Source organism: Streptomyces sp. AA4 (assembly GCF_000158875.1).
GTDB lineage: Bacteria > Actinomycetota > Actinomycetes > Mycobacteriales > Pseudonocardiaceae > Amycolatopsis.
Genome location: NZ_GG657746.1, coordinates 1,115,963 through 1,138,232, shown reverse-complemented (window position 1 = coordinate 1,138,232; position 22,270 = coordinate 1,115,963). Strand labels below are relative to the sequence as shown.

The 22,270-nt window shown below is 70.0% G+C and carries 26 protein-coding genes; 15 read left to right on the top strand and 11 right to left on the bottom strand.

Annotated elements, in window-relative coordinates; translation table 11 throughout:
• Positions 1–14: 14 nt before the first annotated feature.
• Positions 15–494: a VOC family protein gene (locus SSMG_RS05450; RefSeq protein ID WP_009073567.1), complete on the top strand. Its 480-nt coding sequence runs from the start codon at positions 15–17 to the stop codon at positions 492–494.
• Here the strand turns inward: SSMG_RS05450 and mptB are convergent.
• From mptB to SSMG_RS05435, 3 genes are all read right to left on the bottom strand, one after another.
• Positions 491–1,939, bottom strand: a complete 1,449-nt coding sequence (mptB, locus tag SSMG_RS05445; protein WP_009073566.1) for a polyprenol phosphomannose-dependent alpha 1,6 mannosyltransferase MptB — start codon at positions 1,937–1,939, stop codon at positions 491–493. The genes SSMG_RS05450 and mptB overlap by 4 nt on opposite strands.
• Before the next feature lie 126 nt (positions 1,940–2,065).
• A complete protein-coding gene (locus SSMG_RS05440) occupies positions 2,066–2,716 on the bottom strand; it encodes a superoxide dismutase family protein (RefSeq protein ID WP_037712655.1) in 651 nt (216 codons plus the stop codon).
• A gap of 132 nt (positions 2,717–2,848) precedes the next feature.
• Positions 2,849–3,787: a hypothetical protein gene (locus SSMG_RS05435; protein ID WP_009073561.1), complete on the bottom strand. Its 939-nt coding sequence runs from the start codon at positions 3,785–3,787 to the stop codon at positions 2,849–2,851.
• Between the two features lie 71 nt (positions 3,788–3,858).
• Here SSMG_RS05435 and SSMG_RS05430 point away from each other — a divergent pair, with 71 nt between their 5' ends.
• From SSMG_RS05430 to SSMG_RS05400, 7 genes are all read left to right on the top strand, one after another.
• The gene (locus SSMG_RS05430) at positions 3,859–4,398 is read left to right on the top strand and encodes a PadR family transcriptional regulator (protein WP_037716627.1); all 540 of its coding nucleotides are present in this window, start codon (positions 3,859–3,861) and stop codon (positions 4,396–4,398) included.
• 88 nt (positions 4,399–4,486) lie between these two features.
• A complete protein-coding gene (locus SSMG_RS05425) occupies positions 4,487–5,644 on the top strand; it encodes a WXG100 family type VII secretion target (protein ID WP_037712653.1) in 1,158 nt (385 codons plus the stop codon).
• A gap of 16 nt (positions 5,645–5,660) precedes the next feature.
• Complete coding sequence (locus SSMG_RS05420; RefSeq protein ID WP_009073555.1) at positions 5,661–5,987, top strand: hypothetical protein; 327 nt, start codon at positions 5,661–5,663, stop codon at positions 5,985–5,987.
• A complete protein-coding gene (locus tag SSMG_RS05415) occupies positions 5,984–6,781 on the top strand; it encodes an ESX secretion-associated protein EspG (protein WP_009073553.1) in 798 nt (265 codons plus the stop codon). Before SSMG_RS05420 ends, SSMG_RS05415 begins: the two co-directional genes overlap by 4 nt.
• Positions 6,782–6,810: 29 nt before the next feature.
• A complete protein-coding gene (locus tag SSMG_RS05410; RefSeq protein ID WP_037712651.1) occupies positions 6,811–7,218 on the top strand; it encodes a YbaB/EbfC family nucleoid-associated protein in 408 nt (135 codons plus the stop codon).
• Positions 7,215–7,523, top strand: a complete 309-nt coding sequence (locus tag SSMG_RS05405; protein WP_009073550.1) for a type VII secretion target — start codon at positions 7,215–7,217, stop codon at positions 7,521–7,523. The genes SSMG_RS05410 and SSMG_RS05405 overlap by 4 nt, the downstream gene beginning before the upstream one ends.
• The gene (locus tag SSMG_RS05400; RefSeq protein WP_009073547.1) at positions 7,520–8,425 is read left to right on the top strand and encodes a hypothetical protein; all 906 of its coding nucleotides are present in this window, start codon (positions 7,520–7,522) and stop codon (positions 8,423–8,425) included. Before SSMG_RS05405 ends, SSMG_RS05400 begins: the two co-directional genes overlap by 4 nt.
• Here the strand turns inward: SSMG_RS05400 and SSMG_RS05395 are convergent.
• Genes SSMG_RS05395 through SSMG_RS46645 form a run of 3 tightly spaced genes read right to left on the bottom strand, consistent with a single transcriptional unit; the run spans position 8,403 to position 11,424 of the window.
• Entirely contained in the window at positions 8,403–8,810 is a 408-nt protein-coding gene (locus tag SSMG_RS05395; protein WP_009073546.1) for a VOC family protein, read from the bottom strand. The genes SSMG_RS05400 and SSMG_RS05395 overlap by 23 nt on opposite strands.
• Positions 8,807–10,261, bottom strand: a complete 1,455-nt coding sequence (locus SSMG_RS47545) for a BTAD domain-containing putative transcriptional regulator (protein WP_037712648.1) — start codon at positions 10,259–10,261, stop codon at positions 8,807–8,809. Before SSMG_RS47545 ends, SSMG_RS05395 begins: the two co-directional genes overlap by 4 nt.
• A complete protein-coding gene (locus SSMG_RS46645; protein WP_009073541.1) occupies positions 10,258–11,424 on the bottom strand; it encodes a sensor histidine kinase in 1,167 nt (388 codons plus the stop codon). Before SSMG_RS46645 ends, SSMG_RS47545 begins: the two co-directional genes overlap by 4 nt.
• Before the next feature lie 60 nt (positions 11,425–11,484).
• On the opposite strand from SSMG_RS46645, the gene SSMG_RS46640 reads away from it, so the two are divergent.
• From SSMG_RS46640 to SSMG_RS05370, 3 genes are all read left to right on the top strand, one after another.
• Positions 11,485–12,057, top strand: a complete 573-nt coding sequence (locus SSMG_RS46640; RefSeq protein ID WP_009073540.1) for a TlpA disulfide reductase family protein — start codon at positions 11,485–11,487, stop codon at positions 12,055–12,057.
• A gap of 49 nt (positions 12,058–12,106) precedes the next feature.
• The gene (locus SSMG_RS05375) at positions 12,107–12,787 is read left to right on the top strand and encodes a TetR/AcrR family transcriptional regulator (RefSeq protein WP_009073537.1); all 681 of its coding nucleotides are present in this window, start codon (positions 12,107–12,109) and stop codon (positions 12,785–12,787) included.
• Positions 12,788–13,190: 403 nt separating this feature from the next.
• Positions 13,191–14,087 (top strand): C1 family peptidase, encoded by an 897-nt coding sequence (locus tag SSMG_RS05370; protein WP_037712645.1) that lies wholly within the window; start codon positions 13,191–13,193, stop codon positions 14,085–14,087.
• 111 nt (positions 14,088–14,198) lie between these two features.
• Here SSMG_RS05370 and katG read toward each other — a convergent pair whose 3' ends face one another.
• Positions 14,199–16,409 (bottom strand): catalase/peroxidase HPI, encoded by a 2,211-nt coding sequence (katG, locus tag SSMG_RS05365; protein WP_199786160.1) that lies wholly within the window; start codon positions 16,407–16,409, stop codon positions 14,199–14,201.
• A 56-nt stretch (positions 16,410–16,465) separates the two neighbouring features.
• Entirely contained in the window at positions 16,466–16,894 is a 429-nt protein-coding gene (locus SSMG_RS05360) for a Fur family transcriptional regulator (RefSeq protein ID WP_009073531.1), read from the bottom strand.
• A 148-nt stretch (positions 16,895–17,042) separates the two neighbouring features.
• Here SSMG_RS05360 and SSMG_RS05355 point away from each other — a divergent pair, with 148 nt between their 5' ends.
• Positions 17,043–17,873 carry an SAM-dependent methyltransferase gene (locus SSMG_RS05355; protein WP_037712642.1) on the top strand — a complete coding sequence of 277 codons (831 nt, stop codon included), beginning with the start codon at positions 17,043–17,045 and terminating at the stop codon, positions 17,871–17,873.
• Between the two features lie 63 nt (positions 17,874–17,936).
• Here SSMG_RS05355 and SSMG_RS05350 read toward each other — a convergent pair whose 3' ends face one another.
• A complete protein-coding gene (locus tag SSMG_RS05350) occupies positions 17,937–18,620 on the bottom strand; it encodes a TetR/AcrR family transcriptional regulator (protein ID WP_009073527.1) in 684 nt (227 codons plus the stop codon).
• 235 nt (positions 18,621–18,855) lie between these two features.
• Between SSMG_RS05350 and SSMG_RS05345 the strand changes: the two genes are divergently transcribed.
• Both SSMG_RS05345 and SSMG_RS46635 read left to right on the top strand, forming a co-directional pair.
• The gene (locus SSMG_RS05345) at positions 18,856–19,092 is read left to right on the top strand and encodes a hypothetical protein (protein WP_037712640.1); all 237 of its coding nucleotides are present in this window, start codon (positions 18,856–18,858) and stop codon (positions 19,090–19,092) included.
• Positions 19,089–19,214: a hypothetical protein gene (locus tag SSMG_RS46635; protein ID WP_255409803.1), complete on the top strand. Its 126-nt coding sequence runs from the start codon at positions 19,089–19,091 to the stop codon at positions 19,212–19,214. The genes SSMG_RS05345 and SSMG_RS46635 overlap by 4 nt, the downstream gene beginning before the upstream one ends.
• A gap of 408 nt (positions 19,215–19,622) precedes the next feature.
• Here the strand turns inward: SSMG_RS46635 and SSMG_RS05340 are convergent, their stop codons facing one another.
• Positions 19,623–20,417 carry an SDR family NAD(P)-dependent oxidoreductase gene (locus SSMG_RS05340; protein WP_009073524.1) on the bottom strand — a complete coding sequence of 265 codons (795 nt, stop codon included), beginning with the start codon at positions 20,415–20,417 and terminating at the stop codon, positions 19,623–19,625.
• Positions 20,418–20,429: 12 nt separating this feature from the next.
• On the bottom strand, positions 20,430–21,161 hold the full coding sequence (locus tag SSMG_RS05335) for a LysR family substrate-binding domain-containing protein (protein WP_009073521.1): 732 nt from the start codon (positions 21,159–21,161) through the stop codon (positions 20,430–20,432).
• Between the two features lie 44 nt (positions 21,162–21,205).
• Here SSMG_RS05335 and SSMG_RS05330 point away from each other — a divergent pair, with 44 nt between their 5' ends.
• The gene (locus tag SSMG_RS05330) at positions 21,206–21,580 is read left to right on the top strand and encodes a DUF5997 family protein (RefSeq protein WP_009073519.1); all 375 of its coding nucleotides are present in this window, start codon (positions 21,206–21,208) and stop codon (positions 21,578–21,580) included.
• Positions 21,581–22,270: the final 690 nt, after the last annotated feature.

Here is a 22,270-nt window from a genome sequence, read left to right as displayed (position 1 = left end):
AGTGGAGGTCATCGATGATTCCCACCCTCGACGGAGTGCATCACCTGAAGCTGCCGGTGGCCGACCTCGACCGGTCGGCGGCCTGGTACGCCGACCGGCTCGGCTACGCGGTCGCCCTCGAATTCCGCCAGCACGGCCGCCGGACCGGCGTCACGATGACGCATCCGCGCGGCGGGCCGGACCTCGGACTCGTGCTCGACCCGGACCTCGCCCGCGCCGCGGCCGGATTCGACTACTTCTCCATCGGCGTCCCGGACCGGGCCGGCCTCACCGAACTCGCCGCCGACCTCACCCGCCGCGGTGAGCAGCACGCGGGCGTCCACTTCGCGACCCTCGGCTGGATCCTGCCCGGCCTGCACGATCCGGACGGGCACGAGGTCCGCTTCTACACCACCGAATCGCACACCACACTCGACCCGGAGAAGCCGCTGGTGGTCGACGACGCGATCGCGTCCGCGCGAGCCGCCGAACAGGTCTGGCTGAGCCAGCGTTAGTCCACTGTGGACGCTTTACGCAGCGCGAAGAACGCCGCGACCACCACCGCGAGCCCGATCACGTACGCGAGCACCAGCAATCCGACGCGGCCGCTGAAGTTGCCGCCCACCGGCGGAAGCACAATCGAAAACACGGCGACGAGCGTGATCACCACGGACCGCACGCGCCCAGCGGGCAGCGACGCGGCCAGCGGAACCACTGCCCACAGCAGATACCACGGTTGCACCACAGGCCCGAAAACCACGACCGCGCTCAGCATCAGCCCTAGCGAGCGGACCGCGTCGATCCGCCCGGTCCACTGCCGCTGCAGCACCACGACGATCGCGGCCGCGGTGAGCACGTATCCGATGATCTTGCCGACGCCGATCATCGTCTGCGTGAGGTGCGCGCCGAACAGCGAACCGACGCCGCCGACGAGAAAGCCGAACCAGTTCGTCGGCGCCATCCAGCTGTTGACCTCCCCCGAGGTCGTCAGCGCCGACACCCAGCTGAACCCGATCCCCGACGCGAGCGAAACCGCCGCCGACACTGCCGCGAAAACAACGACCATCGCGGCACCGGCGAGCAGGAATTCGCCGATCCGGCCGCGGCGGCGGGCCATCGCCGTTCCGACCGCGGCCAGCGCGACCAGCGCGGGCACCTTGACTTCCGCGCCGAGCGCGACGAGCAGCACCCCGCCCGCGAGCGGCCACCAGCGGATCCGATCGCCCAGCGCGTTCAGCGCGATCGCCACGCCCGCGACCATCAGGCCGACCATCAGCGAGTCGTTGTGCATCCCCGCGACCACGTGCCACAGAACGAGCGGGTTCAGCACGCCCAGCCACAACGCGACCCGCGGCGACGCTCCCGCCGCGGCGGCCAGCCGCGGCACCGCCCAGACGATCAGCACCAGCCCGGCCACCTCGACCAGCCGGTGCAGCGCGACGCCGACGATCGGGTTCCCGCCGGACACCTGCGCGATGACCCGCTCGACCACACCGAACAACGGCCCGTACGGCGACGGCGTCTCGCGCCAGTAAACGCTGACCCTGCCGACGATGTCGGACGCCGACCCGAGTGCTTGCTGCGGCCCGACGGCGTTGAGGTCAAACCCGTGCGCGGCCACCGCACCCTGCGCGAGATAGCTGAAGACGTCCCCGCTGAACAACGGCGGCACGACGAGCAACGGCCCGCACCACAACGCGAGCGTCCACTTAAGCCAGCGCGCGTCGGGAAGGTCGGAGGCGAGGACGCGTCCGCCGAGCAACGCCCACGCGAGCACTACGAGGCCGACGCCAGCGATCCCGCCCGCGAACGGCAGGACCCCGGACCTCCCGGCGGCCCCGGCGTACACCGCGACGGCCAGCAGCACCACGCCGCCGAAGCCGGTCCAGCGCAGGCTCGCCGCGGACGCGAAGCTGAAAAACCGCACGGGCCGCGAGAGCGTGACCGGCTGACTAGACATGCACCGATCGTAGTAGCCGCCTCCCGCACTGCCTCCGGCTATCCGTCCGTGAGGGGAACCCTGAGGGAATCAGATTCCCTCAGGGTTCCCCTCACAGACCTTCGCCCGCCATGGTCCACAAAGGACTCAGTTCTGGTCCCGGGTGAGCACACCGCAGGCGAACCGGGAACCCGCGTCGCCGGTCGCCTTGGTTTTCGCGTCCGGCACCGGTGCGTTGGGGTCGCCCCGGACGCTGTAGCGGTCGGCGGGAATGTTCGCGAAATTGTCGGACTTCGAGTGCACGATGATCGAGGTCCCGTCAGGACCGAACAACTGGTCCAGGGTGAAGGTGTCCAGCACGAACTTGAGGTACCCACGACCGTTCGACCGCACCTGGACCGGCGGCAGCTGCCCGATCGGCAGCCCGGTGTGCGGGTCCATCGGCATCAGATGCCCGCCCGCCGCGGTGAACGGGTTTTTCGGGTCGCCGACGGTGCAGTTTCCCTTTTCGTGAATGTGCATGCCGTGGAAACCGGGCGTGAAATTCCGTTTGAGGTACACCTCGACCCAAACGGCGTGCGAACGGCTGTCGGCGGTGAACCATGCGGAGCCGACCTCGTCGCCCTTGGCGTCTTTGAGCGTGGCGGAGGCGGAGTCGCCGTCGCGGTAGGCCGCCCCGGCAGGCTGCCGGTCCGTCTCCGGCGACTGCTGGCCGCTTTGGCTGCTGGCCGCCGGAGCCAAGCCCATGACCAGTGCGCAGGCACCCAACGCGCCTGCCACCAACTTCTTACTGCGCACGGTATCTCCCTGAGGGCACTGGTGATCTCTGACCGCTCCAGAATCGGGCCTCGCCTTCCCGGTGGCCAGGGGCCAGATGGAACTAACCGGGTCCTGCGCGCGGCGGAATGTCATCTTGCGCACTCTCTCCGGTCAGGAAGAATATTCGGCGATCAGCCGTTTCACCGTCTCGTACGCCGGTTTCGGAGAATAGTCGTCCCGCAGCAACCCGAACCGATTCTCCCTCGGACCGCTCGACAATCCGTCCCGCAGCCCGAAAATCTCGTACGTGTCCACCCCGGCCTCGGCCGCCAGCCCGAACACAGTGCGCGCCACGGATTCCATCACCTGGACCTGGCGCTCCTCCGAATTCTCCGGTCCGGTCGGCCAGCCGGTCTCGGTGATGTGAATCGGCACGCTCTCCGGAATCCCGATCGCTGAGGCGGATTCGCGATACGACCGCACGACATGAGTCACCGCGCCTGCCAACGCGTCGGCAGGCACTGGGCGGAAAACATCCGGAAAGAAGTCCAGGCCAAGGAAATCGACCCGCGCCAGCACCTCCGGGTCCACCGCCGCGCGCACCGCAGCCCAGAACGGATCGCCCGGCAACGCGACCGCGGCGTTGAACCCGATCGTCACGTCGACCCCGAGCCGCGTCCGCTCGTCCAGCGCCGCCGCGAGCCCGGCCCCGAGTGCTTCGTAGCAACCCGGACTGCCGCCGTCGAGCGGCGCGGCCACGTTGACCTCCTCGCAGACCTGCAGTTTCCCGCCGCCCAGTTCGGCGACCTCGCGCACCGCGGCGCGGACCGCGTCGGCGAACCCGTCCGGATCGGCCTCCGGACTGCCGTAGCCGAGGACGTAGTCGACCACCCGTCCGTCGCCGAGATACGGCACCGGGTCGGGCGGCGTCGGCTCGTGCGGACCCCGGTAGCTGCGATAGCACCGCACATAGAACCGTTCCGTGCCCTTCGCGAGGTCTCGCAACGCTTCCGCGGTCCGCTCGACGTCCTCCGGCGGCGCGTCGATGAAGGTTTCCAGCCGCACCAGATCCGCGCTGACCACGCCAGGCCACACGCCAAAGACGATCACGAGTCATCTCCTCCAGTAGTCGTATACGAGCACCGTACTCGTATACGACTAGCGTGCGCTACCCTGGTCCGGTGCCGACGAACGCCCTGGACAACCCGCTCGTGCTGCCGATGCTGGGCCTGCTCGTGGAAACCCCGCGCCACCAGTACGCGCTCCTGCGCGAACTCCGCACGCGCTATCCGTTCCTGAACCCGAAAACGTCGACCGTGTACACGCTGGTCGGCACGCTGACCCGCAAGGGCCTCGTCGAACCGGACGGCGACGGCGACCCGCAGCCGGTGCGGCTGACCGAAGCGGGCCTCGCCGATTTCCGCGAACGGATCGAACGGCAGCTGCGCGACGCCGACCCGAACCTCGACTCCCGGTTCCTGATCGCGCTGGCCTACCTCGGCGCGCTGCCGCCTTCCCGCGCGGTGACCCTGCTGCGCGACCGGGCAGAGCGGGTCGGCGAGCAGCACCGTGAGCTGGCGAAGACGCTCGACAACGCCGATTTGCCGGAAATGCAGATGATCGAGGTGCATTTCCTGGTTTCGCGACTCCGGCACGACGCCGGATGGCTCGCCCGCACCGCGGACCGGATCGAGAACGGAGACCTCGTCCCGCCCCGGTGAGCACAGCTTTCATCGTGATTTCATCGCCGTCCCTTACCGTGCGCGAGTGCCCGGCGGAAGCCGGCCGGGCAGAGGCGAAGGTGGGGGTATGACCGGCGAATCCGGATCAGTGGTCGACGCCGCGTCGGCCGGGGTGGAAAACCTGGCGGACTCGGCGCTCGCGGGACTCGACAAGGCGGGGCCGGTCGGCGACCTGGCCAAACCAGTGGTGTCCGCGCTGCGCAACGTGTGGGAGGGCTACTTCGGGGCCCCGATCCCGCCCGGCGGCACCAACTGGAACGCCTACACGCACCAGCAGCTGTACCAGATGCTGTGGGAGAAGGCCGACGTCGGCGACGTCAGCACGGTCGCGGCGGAATGGCAGCGGCACGGCTCGGAAATGCGCGCGCACGCCGATTCGCTCAAGGAGCAGCAGGGGACGCTGCACGAGAACTGGCGAGGACACGCCGCCGAACGCGCGTCCGGACGGCTGGGTTCGCTCGGCGAGCGCGCGTCCGGGATCGGCGACCGCGCCGGGACCGTCGGCGGCGCGGCCCAGAACGCGGGCGATTCGCTCGCCGTCGCGCGCAACACCATGCCGAAGCCGCCGGGCGACCCGACTGGGGGCGCAGTCGCCGCGGCGGCGGCCGGAGCGGGTGCGGGCGCGGTCATCGGCGGGATCCTCGGGGCCGGCGCGGGCGGGATCGGCGCCGGCCCGGGTGCGTTGATGGGCGCCGCGATCGGCGCGGTCGCGGGCGGCGGGGCGAGCCTGTTCGCCGCGAATGTCCAGGCGGCCGAACAGAAAGCCGAAGCGGTGCACGTGATGCAGCGCTACGAAGCCAGCTTGCACAAGAGTTCGCGCGCGATCAATCCGCCGCCCGCCGGGGCGACCACCGCGGATTCCTACGGCGCGGACGAGTCGACCAGTGCGTCGAGCTACGTCGGCCCGCTCGGCGGAGCAGGCGCCGGGGTCGGCGCGGGCAGCGGCATGCCGTGGGGCGCGCTGACCACCGCGGCCCCGGTCGAATCCGGGCTGACCGCCGGACTTCGCTCCGCGCTCGGCATGGAGGGCGCGCTGCTCGCCCGCAACGCCGCGATGGCGGAGATGGCCGCCGCCCGCGCGGCCAGCGGCAACGGCATGATGCCCGGCCGCGGCGCGGGCGCGTCGCAGGAGGAGGAAGAGGAGCACAAGAACAAGATGCCGGTGCTCGACCAGCCGCTCCTGCACCCCGAAGACAAGACCATCAGCCCGGTGATCGGGCTGTGACGGACAGGAGCATTCGATGACCGGCCACGAGGTCGTCCCGCACGCACTGGACCGGCAGGTCGCCGCGCTGGGCAAGCTCGGCGAGCAGACCGGGGAACTCGTCGGCTCGGCGGGACGGCTCGCCGACCGGCTCCCGCAGCTCGGCACCGCGCCGCCCGCGCTGCACCTGGCGCAGCGGCTGCGCGAGGCCGCCGGGCACGCCGGGCTCACCGGCGAACTGGGCGCGGCGGACACCGAGCTGACTGGGTTCCACGAGGCGCTGCGCGCCGGGATCCGGCGGTACCAGGAGCACGAATCCGGGGTGCGGGAAGCGTTCCAGCGGCTCGAACGGCAAGCCGAATGACCGCCACGCTGCCGCGGACCGGTGACGAGACCGTCCACATCGGACTCGTCGAGGCCGACCTGCTGGCCGCGCACGCCGGGGCGAGCTGGCCGTTTCCGTTGCGGGTGCCGTCTTACGGCCGGATCGAGGGCGAACGCGAGATCCTCTTCGCCACCGCCGGGCACGCGCTGCGGGCGCGCGGCCTCGCGGATGAATCCGGGCCGGACGGCCTGGCCGCGGAAGCCGTGACCGCGCTGCGCGAACGCCGCGGCGTCGTCGATTTGGTGGTGGCGGACGCCGAGGGGGCGACCGCCGTCACCGCGCTCGTCTACCGGTCCTCGGCGCTGATCTGCCGTCAGCGGTTCGAAGCCGACACGCTGTCGGTGCGCCGGGTGGACGAAACCGCGCTGGTGGATGCCGTGCTCGCGGAGATTCCGCAGGCGGAGGCGGCCCGGACGATGCCGGTCACGCTGCCCGAGCACGCGGTCAAACAGGCGATGGCGCTGACCGACGACGAGGACGACGTCTCCCGGGCGCACCGGCTGCGCGACCTCGTCCGCGCCAGCGGCGGCGACCCGGCCGCGCTGGACAGCCTCGTCGGCCTGGTCGTCCCGCTGACCGGCCGCGGCCAGCTCGGCGCGACCCGCGACGGGCGCACCCGGGAGGGCCGCGAACTGTCCTGGATGGACGGTCCGCGCGGCCGCGTCCGGATCAACCCCGCGCGCGACGGCTGGCTCAGCGTGAACTCGCTGCGCCCGGCCGACCTGCGCTTCGCCCTCGGCGAGCTGGCCACCGCCGCGCGGCGGCCGCGATGACCGCACCGAAAACGACCGGAGGACCTTCCGTGCCGATCCAAGACTCGGCGGCCTGGCTCGCCGACTACCAGAAAAACCTGTCCCGGCTGCGGGCCAACGCCGAGGCCGCCAGCGCGAGCCTGTCCCGCGTCGGCGGCCGGGCCGCGTCCCCGCGCGGCGAGGTCGAAGTGCAGGTGGGCCCGAGCGGGGCGCTGACCGACCTCCGGCTGAGCCCCGCCGCCCGCGCTCTGGAAGCCGACGCGCTCGCCCGGCTCATCCTGGCGACCGTGCACGACGCGCACCGCCAGGCCGGCGCGCGGGTCGTGGACATCATGACCGACTACGTCGGCGACGGTCCGGCACTGCAGCTCGTCCGCGACCACCTGCCGGTCGAGGCCGCTCCCGCCGCGCCGCGCCAGGAGGACGACTACTTCGCGAACCCGGGGATCATCTCGTGACCGCCGGCTTCGAGGTCGACCCCGCGCAACTGCGCCGGCACGCGGCCACCGTCGGCGACCTGGCCGACCGGCTCGGCAATGTCGCCCGCAGCGCCCCGTCCGGACTCGGCGACCAGGCGCTCGGCGTCTTCGTGCAGTTCCTCACCGCGGGCCTGCAGTCGGCGGTCGGCAAGACCAACGACGCCGTCTCGCATGCTTCGTCCACTGTGGACAAAGTGAGCACGAACCTCGCGCGGGCCGCGGAAAGCTACGAGCGCCGAGACCAGGGCAACGCGGCTTCGCTGCCCGGGAAGGACCTGCCGTGACCGATTCCGGCCAGCTGCTGGCGGACCTGAAAACCACCACTCAGGCGGTGGAAAACCACGACTGGGTGTCCGCCGGACTCGGCGGCGCGACCACCGCGCTCGACCTGCTCGGCGCGTCGCAGGACCCGCTCGCCGCGCTGACGTCCGCCGGGTTCGGGATGATCACCGGACTGGTGCGGTTCCTGGAAGAACCGCTGAAACAGTTGCAGGGCAACCCGGATTCGGTGTCGTCGCACTCGCAGGGCATGGAAAGCGGCGGCCAGCAGGTATCGTCCGTCGCGGAGGACTATCGGCAGTCGGCGGGCCCGGAAACGTCGGGGTGGAGCGGTTCTTCGGCTTCCAGCTACCGCGACAACAGCTCGCAGCACGCGGACTGCGTCGAGGCGGTCGGCCAGGCAGGCATCGCGATGGCCAAGGCAGCTACCGGGGCGGGGAAGGTGGTCGCGAAGGCACAGCAGGAGGTCGGCGGGCTCATTTCGGAGGCTGTCGGGCAGATTATCCAGCTGATGACTCAGGCGTTCGCCGCGGCGCAGGCGACTTTCGGCGCCAGCGTCGCGGCGGCGATCCCGCAGGCGGTGGCCATCGCTACTCAGTACGGCGGGCAGATCGCGCAGAAGCTCGGGGTTTTGCTTTCGGATTCGGAGAATCTGCTGCAGCTGATCACCTCGGTGACCCAGGGGTTGGAGGCGGCTACGCAGCTGATGACCAAGCTGAGTGCGGCTTCGAAGGCCAGCTCCGGGGAGTCGAGTTCGGGGGCTGGTGCGGATTCTTCGTATTCGCCGTACGGGAGTTCGGCGGAGTCGCGGTATCCGGCGGATTCGGAGTATGCGGATGACACGGATTCGCGTTACCCGGGCCAGCACCGCCCGCGAACTCCGGTCAGCTCGGCCCAGCAGAGCTGACGAGTTCAACCTCAAAGCCGTCTTCGTTGTGCAAGTACGCGGCATAGTGCTCCGCGCCGCCCGCATGGGGATGTTTCTCCGGAAACATCAGCTGCCACCCGTGCCGGGCGGCGTCGGCGGCCAACCGCTCGACCGTCGCGGCGTCCCGGACATGGAAGGCCAGGTGGTTCAGCCCCGGCCGACAGCGGTCGTGCCGATCCGCGGTCAGCGCCGGGGATTGCTCGACCACGAGATACGTCGGCCCGAGCCGCCAGCTGCGCCCGGCGTCCCGCTCCTGGAACTGCTGATATCCCAGCTCTTCCAGCAGCCATCCCAGCGACGCGACCGCGCGGCCCAGGTCCGGCACCCACAGCTCGACGTGGTGCAGGGTCCCCTGCTCACTCAAGCGGAACCCCCCTCCAAACTCAGCACCACCCGCAGCTCCCGGTCCAACTCCGCCCCCGGCTCCACATCCAGATCCGCCCGCAGCCGCTCCCGCATGCGCCGGTGTACCGCCAACGCGTCCGCCCGGCGGCCGCCGCCATGGAGTGCTCGCATCAGCAACACCGCCAGCGGTTCCCGGTGCGGATGGACCGCCAGCAGTGCCGACAACTCGTGCACCACGTCGTCCGTCCGGCCCAGTTTCAGCTGCAGCACGGCCTTTTCCTGCACCAACGTCAGCCGCCGTTCGGTCAGGCGTACTCGTTCACCCTCGACGAACGGGCCGGGCAAGCCGGCCAGCGGTTCGCCGTGGAACAGGGCCAGCGCGCCGTCGTAAGCGTCGACCGCGGCGGCTGGGTCACCGGTGCGGGTAGCAGTCGTGGCTTCCGCGATCCGGTCGGTCAGCTCGGTGACGTCCAGTCTCGCTCGTTCTCCGGCGAAGCGGTATCCGCCGCGGTCGCTGCCGATGACCGAGTCTTCCGTTCGTTCGCCCGCGCCACGAAGGCATTTCCGTAGCCGGTGCACGTAGACCGGCACCACGCGGCCGCCGGTTCCGGGCGGTTCCAGCCCCCACACGCCGTCGAGCAACTCCCCAGGGCTGACCGTCTCGCCGGGGCGCAGGACCAGCGCCGCCAGAAGCGCCTGCTGCCGCACCGGGCCCAGGTCCAGCAGGTTCGGCCCCCGCCAAGCCTGCAACGGGCCGAGCACGCTGAACCGCAACGAGTCCGGGCCGACCGGGGACGGGGCCGCGCCGGGGGCGACCAGGCCGTGGTCGAAGGCGTAGACGATCGCCGCCGCCCGGTCGCGCAGGCGGAGTTTCGCGCATACCCGCTCGTAGTGCGCCTCGACCGTGGTCGTGGAAATCCCCAGCGTTCCGGCGATTTCCGCGTCCGTCAAACCCCGGGCCACCGCCGTCAGCACGTCCGACTCGCGCGGCGTCAGCACTCCGGCCGGCATCACCGAGCGAGCGGAAGCCGCCTCGCGGTAGGTCGTCAGCACGCGTCCGGTGACCGCCGGGTCGAGCCACGCCTCGCCCATCGCGACCGCTCGCACCGCGCGGATCAGGTCCTCCGCGGGAGAATCCTTCAGCACATACCCGACCGCGCCCGCGCGCAGCACTCCGGCGAGCAGCTCGTCGTCGTCGAACGTGGTCAGCGCGAGCACCGGCGGGCGCGGGCCGGACGCGCGCAGCCGTCGCGTCGCTTCGATGCCGTCGACGCGTTTCATCCGCAGGTCCATCACCACGACGTCGACCTCGCCCGCCGCTTCGAGCGCGGCCGGGACCTCGTCGCCGTCCGAACACTCCCCCACCACCACGAACCCGTCGCGGCGACGCAGGATCAACCGCAGCCCGGACCGCACCAGCTCCTGGTCGTCGACGAGCAATACCCGCGTTTCCCCGGAGGCAGCGGTCACGACGCGGCCCCACGCGCCAACGGCGCCGTCACGTCGACTACCCATTCGCCGCCCTCCGGCCCGGCGGTCAGCCGCGCACCGAGCTGATCCGCCCGCGCCGTCATGCCCGCCAACCCCGAACCGCCCGGGTTGCGCGCCGCACCGTTGCGTCCATTGCGGACAGTCAACCGCGCGTTCGAACCATCGATCTCCAGTCGTACCAAAGCATTCTCCCCCGGGGCATGTTTGACCACGTTCGCCAGCGACTCCTGGACGATCCGGTAGAGCCCCAGCCCCACCGTGGCGTCGACCGCGGTCACGTCGCCCTCCAGCTCGTAGTCCGCGACCAGCCCGGCCGCGCACGTCTCCGTCACCAGGTCCGCGATGTCGCCCGCACCGGGCAACGCCCGCGTCCCCGCGGACTCCTGTGCGAGCAATCCAACCGTGCGGCGGATATCGGCCATCGCCGCCCGCCCGATCCGCTCCGCCTCCGTGAGCGCCGCGACGGCTTCGTCGATGTCGCGATCCGTGCGCAACCCGTGCCGCGCGCCCGTGACGTGCAGCAACGTGATGCTCAGCGAATGCGCGACGACGTCGTGCACCTCGCGCGCGATCCGCTGCCGCTCGCCGAGCCGCGCCTGTTCGCGCACGGCTTCCTGCTTGCCGCGCTCGGCGTCCAGCGCGCGCACGTACCAGCGCAGCATGAACCCGGCGGCCATCCCGACCAGCACCGCGAGCAGGTACACCGGGAAACCGACCAGCCCGACGGTCGCCGCGGCCGCCCCGAGCACCGCGATCGACCCGCCGGTCGACGCGAACGCGACCCGCGGCGACGCGATGGACCCCAGCTCGCCGGCGAGCACGATCAACGGCATCGGCGCGAAGTCCGGCACCACCGGATACGCCAGCAGCAGCCCGACCCCGGCGAGCACCCCGAGCGCCTTCAGCCACGACGGCGCGAGCCGCCCGGTGGTCATCCACAGCAGCGTCGACGACGTGGCCAGCAGAAACCCGGCGATCGCCACCGGCAGCGCGGGCCCGGCCCGCTGCCCGACCGCGACGACCAGGCCGCTCACCGAAAAGGCGGTCGTCCCCAGCGGAACCCACCAGGGCAGCGTCAGGCCGGACCGGGCCAAGCCGTCGGCGAGCCTGCCCCGCAGCCGGTCCTTCGCGGTATCCCACACGAGGTCCAGCCTAGAAAACCGCGTCGGCGGGCGCCTGGGGTATCAGCGATACGATGCCGCGTGCGCTTCGCTCGGCTCTTTCTCCTGCTGGCCCTGCTGCCCCTCGCCGCGTGCTCGACCGGGAAGGACGCGGTCAGCCGGTCGGACACCTTCGAATTCGTCTCGCCGGGCGGGCAGACGACCATCCACTACCCGCTGCCGCAGCGCAAAAAGGTCGCGAACCTCAAGGGCCAGAGCCTGCGCGAGCCCGGCAAGGACCTCGCGCTGGCCGACTACTCCGGCGAAGTCGTCCTGCTCAACCTCTGGGGAGCCTGGTGCGGGCCGTGCCGCGCCGAAGCGCGCACCCTGCAGGCCATCGCCGACTCCGGCCGGGCCCGCGGGATCCGGGTGCTCGGCATCAACGTCCGCGACAACCCGAAGTACGCCGCCGACTTCGTCAAGGACCTCGGGCTCGGCTACGAATCGATCTTCGACCCGTCCGGCCGGGTCGCCCTGCAACTGCGCGGCCTGCCGCTGAGCGCGGTGCCGATCTCGCTGATCGTGGACAAGCAGCAGCGGGTCGCGGCCGTCTACCTCGGCGCGGTGCTGCGGACCGACGTCCAGCCCGCCCTCGACCGCGTGCTCGCCGAGTAGACCGGCCGAGGTCCAGACCGTTCGGGCGGCGAGCGCCTACCATGAGCGGATGACCGCGAGTGGGTACAACCGCCGGGAACGTCCCGCCAAGCCCGCGCTGAGCCGCGAAGGCATCGTCGCGGCCGCTCTCGACGTCGTGCGCCGCGAAGGGGCCGAACGCGTCACCATGCGGCGGCTCGCGAAGGAACTGGACACCGGCCCGGCCTCGCTCTACGTCTACGTCCGCGACACCGACGAACTCCACGCCGCGGTGCTCGACGAACTCCTCGGCGAAGTCCCCACCACCGCGGGCGCCGCCGAAGGAGACTGGCGGAGTCGCTTGTGGACAGTCGTGTCCACCTACCGCGACGTCCTCTACGCCCACCCCGGGCTCGCCCGCGTCGCGCTCGTGACCCCGTTGAACGGGCCGAACTACCTCGCCATCGTCGACACCGTGCTCGGCCTGCTCGCCGAAGCCGAGGTGCCGTCCGGACCGGCCGCGTGGACGGTCGACCTCCTGCTGCTCGTCGCCACCGCCAGCGCGGTCGAGCACAGCACCCGCAAGGACCGCCCGGACGCGGAACGACAGCACGACGTGCTCGCCGAAACTGTCCGCGGCCTTTCGCCCGAAACGCATCCGAACATCGCCGCGGCGAGCGAAAACCTGTTCTCCGGCAACGCGGACACACGTTCCCGATGGGCGATCGACGCGCTGCTCAACGGCGCGCGCACGACCCCGCTGCCCGACTGAGGTTTTCTCCGCGGCGCGTGGCGCGGTTGGCGGGCACCCGCCGCGGAGGGAGTCTGTCCCAGCCAGGCACCGCATCGCCGGGCGGGTTCGCCGCAGAGTGTCCCCCGCGCAACGCGCGCTTCTCTCCGGGAAAAGTCGGCGAAGGCGAAAAACTTCGCTGAATGGTTCAAACCATTGGCCGCGCAACGGTTTCTCCAGTGTCCATCATGGACCACTACGCCGGAATAGCGGCGATAACGGGCGCAATGTCCGCTTGATCGATCAGCTTCAATTCGGCAGTTGATGCGGTCCCTCCTTTCGTAGGTTCCCGGGAAATTTTCGCCGATCTATCTTTGCCGTGGTCGGATCCACCTCCCCCACCCTTTCCGATTTCTTATTCTGCATGTCCAAAGGAGTACGCAGGATGCAGATCAGAAAAACGTCCGCACTCGTTTCCCTGCTCGCCGCCGCCGGAATGGCCGCGGCGCTGGGCGCGACCCCGGCTTCCGCTGCCGCCGCCCAGCACCACCCGCACCACCTCAAGCACGGGCTCGGCCTGAACGTCGCCGGGCTGAAGGCCGCCCAGTCGAGGATGCACGCCCACGCGAACTCCGCGCTCCCCGTGCACCCCCTCGCCACCGCGGAGCTGCCGTCCAGCGGCGACCTCACCCAGTACGCCAACGCCCCCGGCGACCAGGGCCAGGTCGGTTCGTGCGTCACCTGGGCCACCGGCTACACCGGTTACGGCGTGCTGATGAACGAGCAGGGCATCGGCGGCGGCCCGATGGCCCCGATGTTCATTTACTCCCAGATCGCCAAGGGCAACGACCAGGGCACCTGGGCGAGCGTCGCGCTGCCGATGGAACAGCAGCAGGGCATCGACACCAAATCCGACTACTGGCAGGGCGATTTCGACTACACGACCCAGCCGGACGACAACGAAAAAGCGAATGCCGCGCACTACAAGCTGTCCGGCTACACGCAATTGTCCACGAGCGGCGACGCGGCGCGGTCCGACATCGAGAACGCCATTTCCCAGGGCGAGCCGGTCGCGATCGGGTTCAACGCGCACCAGAGCTTCATGAACCTGGACGCCGCGTCCGCGAGCGACTACTCGTACCTGCCCGGCGATTCGAGCAGCGACCCGGTCGTCGGCGGGCACGAGGTGACCATCGTGGCCTACAACGACCAGGGCGTGAAGATCGAGAACAGCTGGGGCTCCGGCTGGGGCGACGGCGGTTTCGTCACCGTGCCGTGGGCGTTCTTCAACACCGGCGACGTCGACGAGGTCAACGCGATGGGCAAGCTCGTCCAGGGCTGACGCCGGAACGCTGACCCCCGAGCACTGACCCCGGAAACGGCGAAGGGCTCCTCGCGGGATTTCCCGCGAGGAGCCCTTTTGCCCGATCAGCCGATCAGCGGATCAGGAACCTCAGACCAGGTCGTACCGGTCGTTGTTCATGACCTTGTGCCACGCGGCGACGAAGTCGCGGACGAACTTCTCCTTGGCGTCGTCGCTGCCGTACACCTCGGCGACGGCGCGCAGTTCGGAGTTCGAACCGAACACCAGGTCGTTGCGGGTGCCGGTCCACTTGACCTCGCCGGTGGCCAGGTCGCGGCCCTCGAAGGACTCCGCGTTCGGGCCCTCGCCGTCGGCCGGCTTCCACTCGGTGCCCATGTCGAGCAGGTTGACGAAGAAGTCGTTCGTCAGCGTGCCCGGCCGGTCGGTGAACACGCCCTGGGACGAGTTCTGGTAGTTCGCGCCCAGCACGCGCAGGCCGCCGACCAGCACGGTCATCTCCGGCGCGCTCAGGTTGAGCAGGTTCGCCTTGTCCACCAGCAGGTACTCCGACGGCAGCGCGTTGGCCTTGCCGCGGTAGTTGCGGAACCCGTCGGCCTTCGGCTCGAGCGGCGCGAACGACTCGACGTCGGTCTGCTCCTGCGAAGCGTCGGTGCGGCCCGGCGTGAACGGAACGGTGAGGTCGACGCCGCCGTCCTTCGCCGCCTTCTCCACGCCCGCCGCGCCGGCCAGCACGATCAGGTCGGCGAGCGAGATCTTCTTGCCGCCGGTCTGCGCGCTGTTGAACGCTTCCTGGACGCCCTCGAGCGTGCGCAGCACCTGAGCCAGCTCGTCCGGCTCGTTGACCTCCCAGCCGCGCTGCGGCTCGAGGCGGATGCGGGCGCCGTTCGCGCCGCCGCGCTTGTCGCTGTGCCGGTAGGTCGAGGCCGACGCCCACGCGGTGGACACCAGCTGCGCGACCGACAGGCCGGACTCGAGGATCTTCGCCTTGAGGGCCGCGACGTCCGCGTCGTCGACCAGCTCGTGGTCGACGGCCGGGACCGGGTCCTGCCAGATCAGCTCTTCCTGCGGCACCAGCGGGCCGAGGTAGCGCTGGATCGGGCCCATGTCGCGGTGGGTGAGCTTGAACCAGGCGCGGGCGAAGGCGTCCGCGAACTGGTCCGGGTTCTCGTAGAACCGGCGCGAGATCGGCTCGTAGATCGGGTCGAAGCGCAGCGCCAGGTCGGTGGTCAGCATGCTCGGCGCCCGGTTGAGGTCACCGGTCTCCGGGTCCGGCACGGTGTTCGCGGCCGCGTTGTTCTTCGGCTTCCACTGGTGCGCGCCCGCCGGGCTCTTGGTCAGCTCCCACTCGTACGTGAAGAGGTTGTGGAAGAACCAGTTGCTCCACTTCGTGGGAGTGGGGGTCCAGGTGACCTCCAGCCCGCTCGTGATCGCGTCGCGGCCCTTGCCGCTGCCGAAGCTGTTCTTCCAGCCGAGGCCCATCTGCTCGATCGAGGCGCCTTCCGGCTCCGGGCCCACGTGCACGTCCGCGTCGGCCGCGCCGTGCGTCTTGCCGAAGGTGTGCCCGCCCGCGATCAGCGCGACGGTCTCCTCGTCGTTCATCGCCATCCGGCCGAACGTCTCGCGGATGTCGCGCGCCGCGGCGATCGGGTCCGGGTTGCCGTTCGGGCCTTCCGGGTTCACGTAGATGAGCCCCATCTGGACCGCGGCCAGCGGGTTCTCCAGCTCGCGGTCGCCCTTGTACCGCTCGTCGCCGAGCCAGGTGCGCTCCGGGCCCCAGTACACGTCCTCGTCCGGCTCCCACACGTCGGCGCGGCCGCCGGCGAAGCCGAAGGTCTTGAAGCCCATCGTCTCGAGCGCGCGGTTGCCGGCGAAGATCATCAGGTCGGCCCACGAGATCTTCTTGCCGTACTTCTTCTTGACCGGCCACAGCAGACGGCGCGCCTTGTCGAGGTTCCCGTTGTCCGGCCAGCTGTTCAGCGGCGCGAACCGCTGCTGCCCGGCACCGGCCCCGCCGCGGCCGTCGTCGATCCGGTAGGTGCCGGCGCTGTGCCAGGCCATCCGGATGAACAGCGGGCCGTAGTTGCCGAAGTCGGCGGGCCACCACTCCTGGGAGTCGGTGAGCACCGCGTCGACGTCGCGGGCCAGCTCGTCGAGGTCGAGGCTCTGGAATTCCTTGGCGTAGTCGAAGCCGTCGTCCATCGGGTCCGCGACGGCGGGATGCTTCCGGAGGATCTTCAGGTTGAGCTGGTTCGGCCACCAGTCACGGCTGCTGCCGCCCTCGGTCGGGTGCGCGAAGCGGCCCGTGTGGACCGGGCACCCGCCAGCGGTCTCCTCATTCATCTCGCCGACTTCGGCGTTCGGGGTGTCAGACACGGGAATCCTTCCGGAACTCAGAATCAGTTTGCTGCCGTCGAACAGGCGGGGCATCGGCCCCAGTAGACGACCTCGGCCTCGTCGATGACGAAACCGTGTGCTTCGGAAGCGGTCAGGCAAGGTGCTTCCCCGACCGCGCAGTCGACGTCCTCGATGGCACCGCACGAGCGGCACACGACGTGGTGGTGGTTGTCCCCTACCCGGGCCTCGTACCGCGCGACCGAACCGGGCGGCTGGATGCGCCGCAGCAGGCCCGCCTCGGTCAGAGCGCGCAGCACGTCGTACACGGCCTGGTGGGACACCTCGCCGAGATCCGCGCGCACCATGCCGATGACGGATTCGGTGTCCGCGTGCGCGTTGGCGTGCACCGCGGAGAGCACGGCCAGCCGAGGGCGCGTGATCCGCAACTGCACTCCGCGCAGCAGCTGCTCGAAGTCCGTGGTCGTCGGCATGCCCCGGAGTCTGCCCCATTTTCTGGAATGAATCAAGAATCTGTCACCCACTCCGGTTGTCCTCCTCCTGGCGGTCGCTTGACAGTCCGGAAGGTCTACGGTGAGTAGACCAACGAGACGTCCGACACATCCCGAGGTGACGCCAGAAATGACCGAGGCCGTCGAATCGCCCAGTTCGCATCCGGTAGGGGTCGACATCACGCGAGCGAGCATTGCCCGGGTGTACGACGCCGCATTGAACGGCACGAACAACTACGAGATCGACCGCAGGGTGCTCGAGCAGGTCCGGACCGTGGCCCCGCAGGTCAACGACCTGGCCTGGGCCAACCGCAACTTCCTCATCCGGGCCTGCCGCTTCCTCGCCACCCAGGGCCGGATCACCCAGTACCTCGACTGCGGCTCCGGCCTGCCCACCGCGGAGAACACGCACCAGGTCGTCCAGCGGATCATCCCGGAAGCCCGCGTGCTGTACGTGGACAACGACCCGGTGGTGCTCGCGCACGGGCGCGCGCTGCTCGAAGAGAACGAAAACACCCGCTTCGTCGAGGCGGACATCTTCAAGCCCCAGCAGATCCTGGAGAACGAGACCGCGCGCGAGTTCCTCGACTGGACCAAGCCGATCGCGTTGCTGCACAACGGAACCCTGCACCACTACCTCGGCGACGACTACGCGGAGATGATGCAGACCTATGTGGACGCGCTGCCGTCCGGGTCGTTCGTGGTGATCGCGCACTTCCTCGACCCGCAGACGCCCGAGCACAGCGAGATCGCGCGGAAGATGGAGGACAAGTTCACGCACAGCCCGATGGGCAGCGGCGTCTTCCGGACGCACGCCGAGATCGCGCGGATGTTCGGCGGCACCGAACTGGTCGAGCCCGGCCTGGTGCTGTGCGACGACTGGTGGCCGGACGGCCCGCGGTACCAGCCGCTGAACCCGGTCCAGGAGTGCATCGCGGGCGGGGTCGGCCGGAAGGCCTGACGCTCGCTCGCCCGGCCTCCCCGCGAGACTTTCGCGGGGAGGTTTTTCTTTGCCCCGGCGCGGTCAGTCGAGGAGGCGGTAGTCCAGATCGGACAGCGGCGAATCCGGGTTGAGTTCGACGCCGACCGTGCGCAGGGTGTCGTCGAGGATCGACCAGACCCAGCGGGCGAGCAGCTGGCGCAGGTCGTCGCGGTCGATGCCGCGCGGCGCGTCGAGCCAGCGCGCGGTGCTGGACTCGACCAGCCCGACGAGCCCGTACGCGATGGTCTCGCCGACTCGCTGGTCCGCGCCGAAGAGGCCGAGGTAGTACTCGAACAACACGGTCAGCTGACGGGCGATCGCGGTTTTCACGTCCGCGACGACGTCGCGCGGCCCGGTCACCGACTGCCGCATCAGGTATTGGTAAAGCGCGCGGTGTTCGGAAAGCCATTCGATGTGCGCGCCGATCGTCGCGTGCACCATTTCGCGCGGAGTGCCGGACACTCCCCACAGCGGGGAGAATTGCGCGCCGATCATTTCCGCCGCGCGCAACGCGATAGCGCGCTGCAGATCCGCGGTGTCGGCGAAATGCTTGTAAATGCGCGTGCGGGCGACGCCGGCCTCGTCGGCGATCTGCTCGGTGGACACGTCCGGACCGAACCGGGCGATCGCGCGCATTCCGGCTTCCACGAACTCCCGGCGCCGGCGTTCGCGCTGCCCTGCCCACCGGGTGGCCCGCCCGTCGGGCGGAGTACCTGAGGACGTCATCCGCGCGAGTGTATCGCCGGGTCACATATCGGATACGCCGTTGTACCTGTTACTTTGGGTATAGAGGGATGACTGTCCGTGGTCGGGCTTGCCTCGACGTGGCAGCCACGTTCATGCGGCCGTTGCGCCGGTGTGAGCCAGATCATGGACCGGGAATGCGTCATCGGCGCGAGGGGAGCGAGTCGCGCTGATGAAGCGAGCGTCGCCCACAAGGGTGGCGTGCAGGGAGGAACACATGGACGGCGAACAGCACCGGCCGGAACTGTCCACCGGCCACCGGGTCACCTACGTGGTCGGCCAGCGCACCGGCAGGCGCCAGCTCTGCCGGCGCGGGGTGGTCACCGGAGCCCCGGTCACCGACGACGCGACCGCGGTCACCTGGGTCCCGGTCCAGGTCGACGGCCAGGCAAGAGACGCGGATCCGCAGTGGATCGCGGCCGACGCGATCGTCGACGTGGTGAGCGCGTCGTGAGCGCCGACCAGGCCGTGGCCACCCCGATTTTCGACGGCGTGGTCGCCGAGGCCGGGCTGGACTGGTCCGAAGAGGACGTGCCCAAGGGCGCGGCGGACGAGCAGCCCGGCTCGGGCAAGTAGCCCGGCGACCCTTCGCGGCGTTCGCGCGGACGGGTGGGCGACGGCGTCCTCTGGCTCGGCTGCGTCACCTGTTCGTGTGTTCGATAACTGCACACGTCCGGGTGAACTCCGCGGGGCCGAATCGGCGCTGAATGCTGCCCTTTTCACCCCTCGCCGGGTAACTCGGCCTCGCGGTGCCGTTCCCGGCAGATCTTCACCGATGCCCCCAGAAGAAGGTGAGAGATCAACGTCGCGCGTCGTCCGCACTGTCGTCGGGAGCTAACTCGAGTTTCGCGAAAATGCCGCGGATATATTTGCGCACCGCGCCGTCCGTTACGACGAGCCGTTCCCGCCCGAAATCCGCGGGTCCTGGACAACAATTGCGCGGCGGCTTCGACTATCCCGCTCGGCGGACGAATTCCAGGCCGTTCAGTAGTAAATCTGCCCCGGAACGCCGCCGCCGACCGCGATGGCGTCTCCGTTGATCGCCACGCTGCGCGGAGACGCCAGGAACGCCACGACGTCCGCCACCTCAGCCGCCGTCACCAAGCGCCCGATGCTCACGCCCGCGGTGAGGCCTTTTTCCAGCTCCGCCACGGAAATCCCGCGCGCCGCGGCGATCTCGGCGAATTTCTCCGGCGTCCGCTCGGTGACGGTGTAGCCGGGATGCACGACCGTCACGGTGATTCCTTGCGGTCCCAGTTCGTCGGCGAGATTCTTGGTCATCGCCGCGACCGCGACGTTGCGGATCGACCCGAACGTCGAACCGGCCAGCCGCGCGTTCAGCCCGCTGACGTTCACGATCCGGCCCCAGCCGCGCTCCCGCATCCCCGGGGCCAGCGCACGAGCGCACCGCAGGTAGCCGAGCACCTTGGTCTCGATCTCGAGCCGCAGGTCCTCGTCCCGCAGGTCGTCGAGCGGCGTCCGGACCCCGGTCGACGCCGGAGCCGCGCAGTTGACCAGGACGTCCGCCGCCCCGAACTCCGCCTTGACCCGCTCCGCCATCGCCGCGACCGCGGTGTCGTCGGTGGTGTCCGCGGGAACCGCGACGACCTTCGTGCCGTGCCTGCCGACGCTCTCCACCGCGGCGGCGAGCGCCTCGCCGTCCCGGGCGACGAGCGCCAGGTCAGCCCCCTCCGCCGCGAGCACCTCGGCAACCGCCAGCCCGATCCCGCGGTTGGCCCCCGTGACGACCGCGCACTTGCCCCTCAACCCGAGATCCACGGTTTCTCTCCCTCAACGACGCCGGCGAGGCTTCCCGCGCCCGCCAGACTTGGGCACGCTCCGCCGCCGGTCCGGTTCGCGCTGCTGCTTCTTCTTGGCCGGCGCCGCCTTGCCGGTCTTCGCCTGCGTTTCCTGCTGCCCGCGCGTGCTGTTCACCGTGCGCCCGCGAACGATGCCGATGAACTGCTCCACGAGATCGCTGGTCTCGCCCTCCGGCCACGACAACGCGACGCGCGACTGCGGCGCGTCCTCGACTGTCCGATACGTGAGGTCACGCCGATGGTGCAAACGAGCAAGCGACTGCGGCACCATCAGCACCCCGACGCCCGCGGCCACCAGCTCGATCGCGTCGCCGGTCGTCTCCGGCCGCTCCAGCGCAGGCTTGCCCGGCAGCTGGTCCCACCCGAGCGAGTCGTCGAGCGGATGCAGCACAAGCTCGTCCGCGAGGTCCGCAATGGACACCTCGTCGGCCGCCGCGACCAGGTGGTCCTTGGGCACGACGACCACCGTGGCCTCGGTGTAGAGCGGGATCGCGTGCAGTCCGTCGCGGTCGTCGGACAGCCGCAGCAACGCCGCGTCCACCCCGCCCTCGCGCACGACGCCCGCGGCCTCGGCGGCAGTGACCGCGACCAGCTCGAGCGGCACTTCGGGATTGCGTTCGCCCCAGATCCGGACCCACTTCGCGGGGGTCGCACCCGGAACGTAGGCGAGCCGGAACGCCGAGGCCTGGTCGGCTCCTGTCACGTGGCAAGGCTACCGGCGCGGGGTGGCCGGTTAGGCTGGTGGGCATGACGGCGCAGAAGACCCCCCAGACCATGAAGCCGGCGACGGCAGCGAAGAAGCTGGGCGTCTACCTCGAAGCGACCCCCGCAGAATTCCGCGCGGGCGCCGTCTCGCGCGACGAACTGAACGCCCTCCAGACCGACCCGCCGGAATGGCTCCGCGACCTCCGCCGCAACGGCCCGCACCCGCGTCCGGTAGTAGCCGCGAAACTGGGAGTCTCCATCGGCGGCCTGGCCCGAGGCGGCGTCACCGAAGCCCTGACGACGGACCAAATCGAGGCCCTGAAAGCCGAAAACCCCGCCTGGCTGCAACGCGAACGCGACACCCAAGCCGAGGTCCGTCGCGAAGCCGCGCGCCTGAACGCGGAAAAGACCGACTAGCTCGCCAGTCCACTTCGGACCAGTCGTTTTTTCGCCCGTCCGTCAGGGAACCCCGACACACATTGGGTTCTCACACCTGACCGCCGGACCCGGCAGCGGAACGCCCTTCACAGATGTTCCCGGACGAAGCACGCCGCGCGCGAGCCGCCTGCGGCACCCCTGCCAGGCGATGCGGTGCGCACTGACTGAGGTGGGCGCTCCGCGAATTCCGTGAGGGGAACCCTCACGGACTCTGAGTCCCTCAGGGTTCCCCTCACGACACTCCCGCCTCCCGACCGGGATGCGCCCCAATGCCACGTTGGGTGCATCGCATGCACCCAACGCCACATTGGTTGCATCGCATGCACCCAACGCCACATTGGTTGCGTCGCATGCACCCAATGCCACATTGGGGCGCATCCGATGCCACTTTGATGCGCGAGCCCACCCACCCGAGCCGCTCCCCATCCCCGCGCCAAGTGCACTCGTCATTCGCCGCAGCCGGTGCACCCAACGCCACCCTGGGGCGCTAACTACACACGGCGAGCCCCCACGCCCCCACCCACCCGAACCGCCGCCGATGCACCCAACCATCGAGGCACCAACCAAACCACCGCCGACGCACCCAACTCCGGGGACACCCAGCCCTCCCCCAACCCCGATACGAAGCCTCCCTGCGGGCGGTGGGTGCTTGTCAAGGCATCTTTCCCG

Excerpts from the sequence above, each read along its gene's own strand:
- SSMG_RS05355 (WP_037712642.1), top strand. The coding sequence starts at position 17,043 with ATGACCGAGGCCGTCGAATCGCCCAGTTCGCATCCGGTAGGGGTCGAC.
- SSMG_RS05425 (WP_037712653.1), top strand. The coding sequence starts at position 4,487 with ATGACCGGCGAATCCGGATCAGTGGTCGACGCCGCGTCGGCCGGGGTG.
- SSMG_RS05450 (WP_009073567.1), top strand. The coding sequence starts at position 15 with ATGATTCCCACCCTCGACGGAGTGCATCACCTGAAGCTGCCGGTGGCC.
- SSMG_RS05415 (WP_009073553.1), top strand. The coding sequence starts at position 5,984 with ATGACCGCCACGCTGCCGCGGACCGGTGACGAGACCGTCCACATCGGA.
- SSMG_RS05360 (WP_009073531.1), bottom strand. The coding sequence starts at position 16,894 with ATGCCGACGACCACGGACTTCGAGCAGCTGCTGCGCGGAGTGCAGTTG.
- SSMG_RS05375 (WP_009073537.1), top strand. The coding sequence starts at position 12,107 with ATGACCGCGAGTGGGTACAACCGCCGGGAACGTCCCGCCAAGCCCGCG.
- SSMG_RS05420 (WP_009073555.1), top strand. The coding sequence starts at position 5,661 with ATGACCGGCCACGAGGTCGTCCCGCACGCACTGGACCGGCAGGTCGCC.
- mptB (WP_009073566.1), bottom strand. The coding sequence starts at position 1,939 with ATGTCTAGTCAGCCGGTCACGCTCTCGCGGCCCGTGCGGTTTTTCAGC.
- SSMG_RS05350 (WP_009073527.1), bottom strand. The coding sequence starts at position 18,620 with ATGACGTCCTCAGGTACTCCGCCCGACGGGCGGGCCACCCGGTGGGCA.
- SSMG_RS05370 (WP_037712645.1), top strand. The coding sequence starts at position 13,191 with ATGCAGATCAGAAAAACGTCCGCACTCGTTTCCCTGCTCGCCGCCGCC.
- SSMG_RS05330 (WP_009073519.1), top strand. The coding sequence starts at position 21,206 with ATGACGGCGCAGAAGACCCCCCAGACCATGAAGCCGGCGACGGCAGCG.
- katG (WP_199786160.1), bottom strand. The coding sequence starts at position 16,409 with ATGAATGAGGAGACCGCTGGCGGGTGCCCGGTCCACACGGGCCGCTTC.
- SSMG_RS05345 (WP_037712640.1), top strand. The coding sequence starts at position 18,856 with ATGGACGGCGAACAGCACCGGCCGGAACTGTCCACCGGCCACCGGGTC.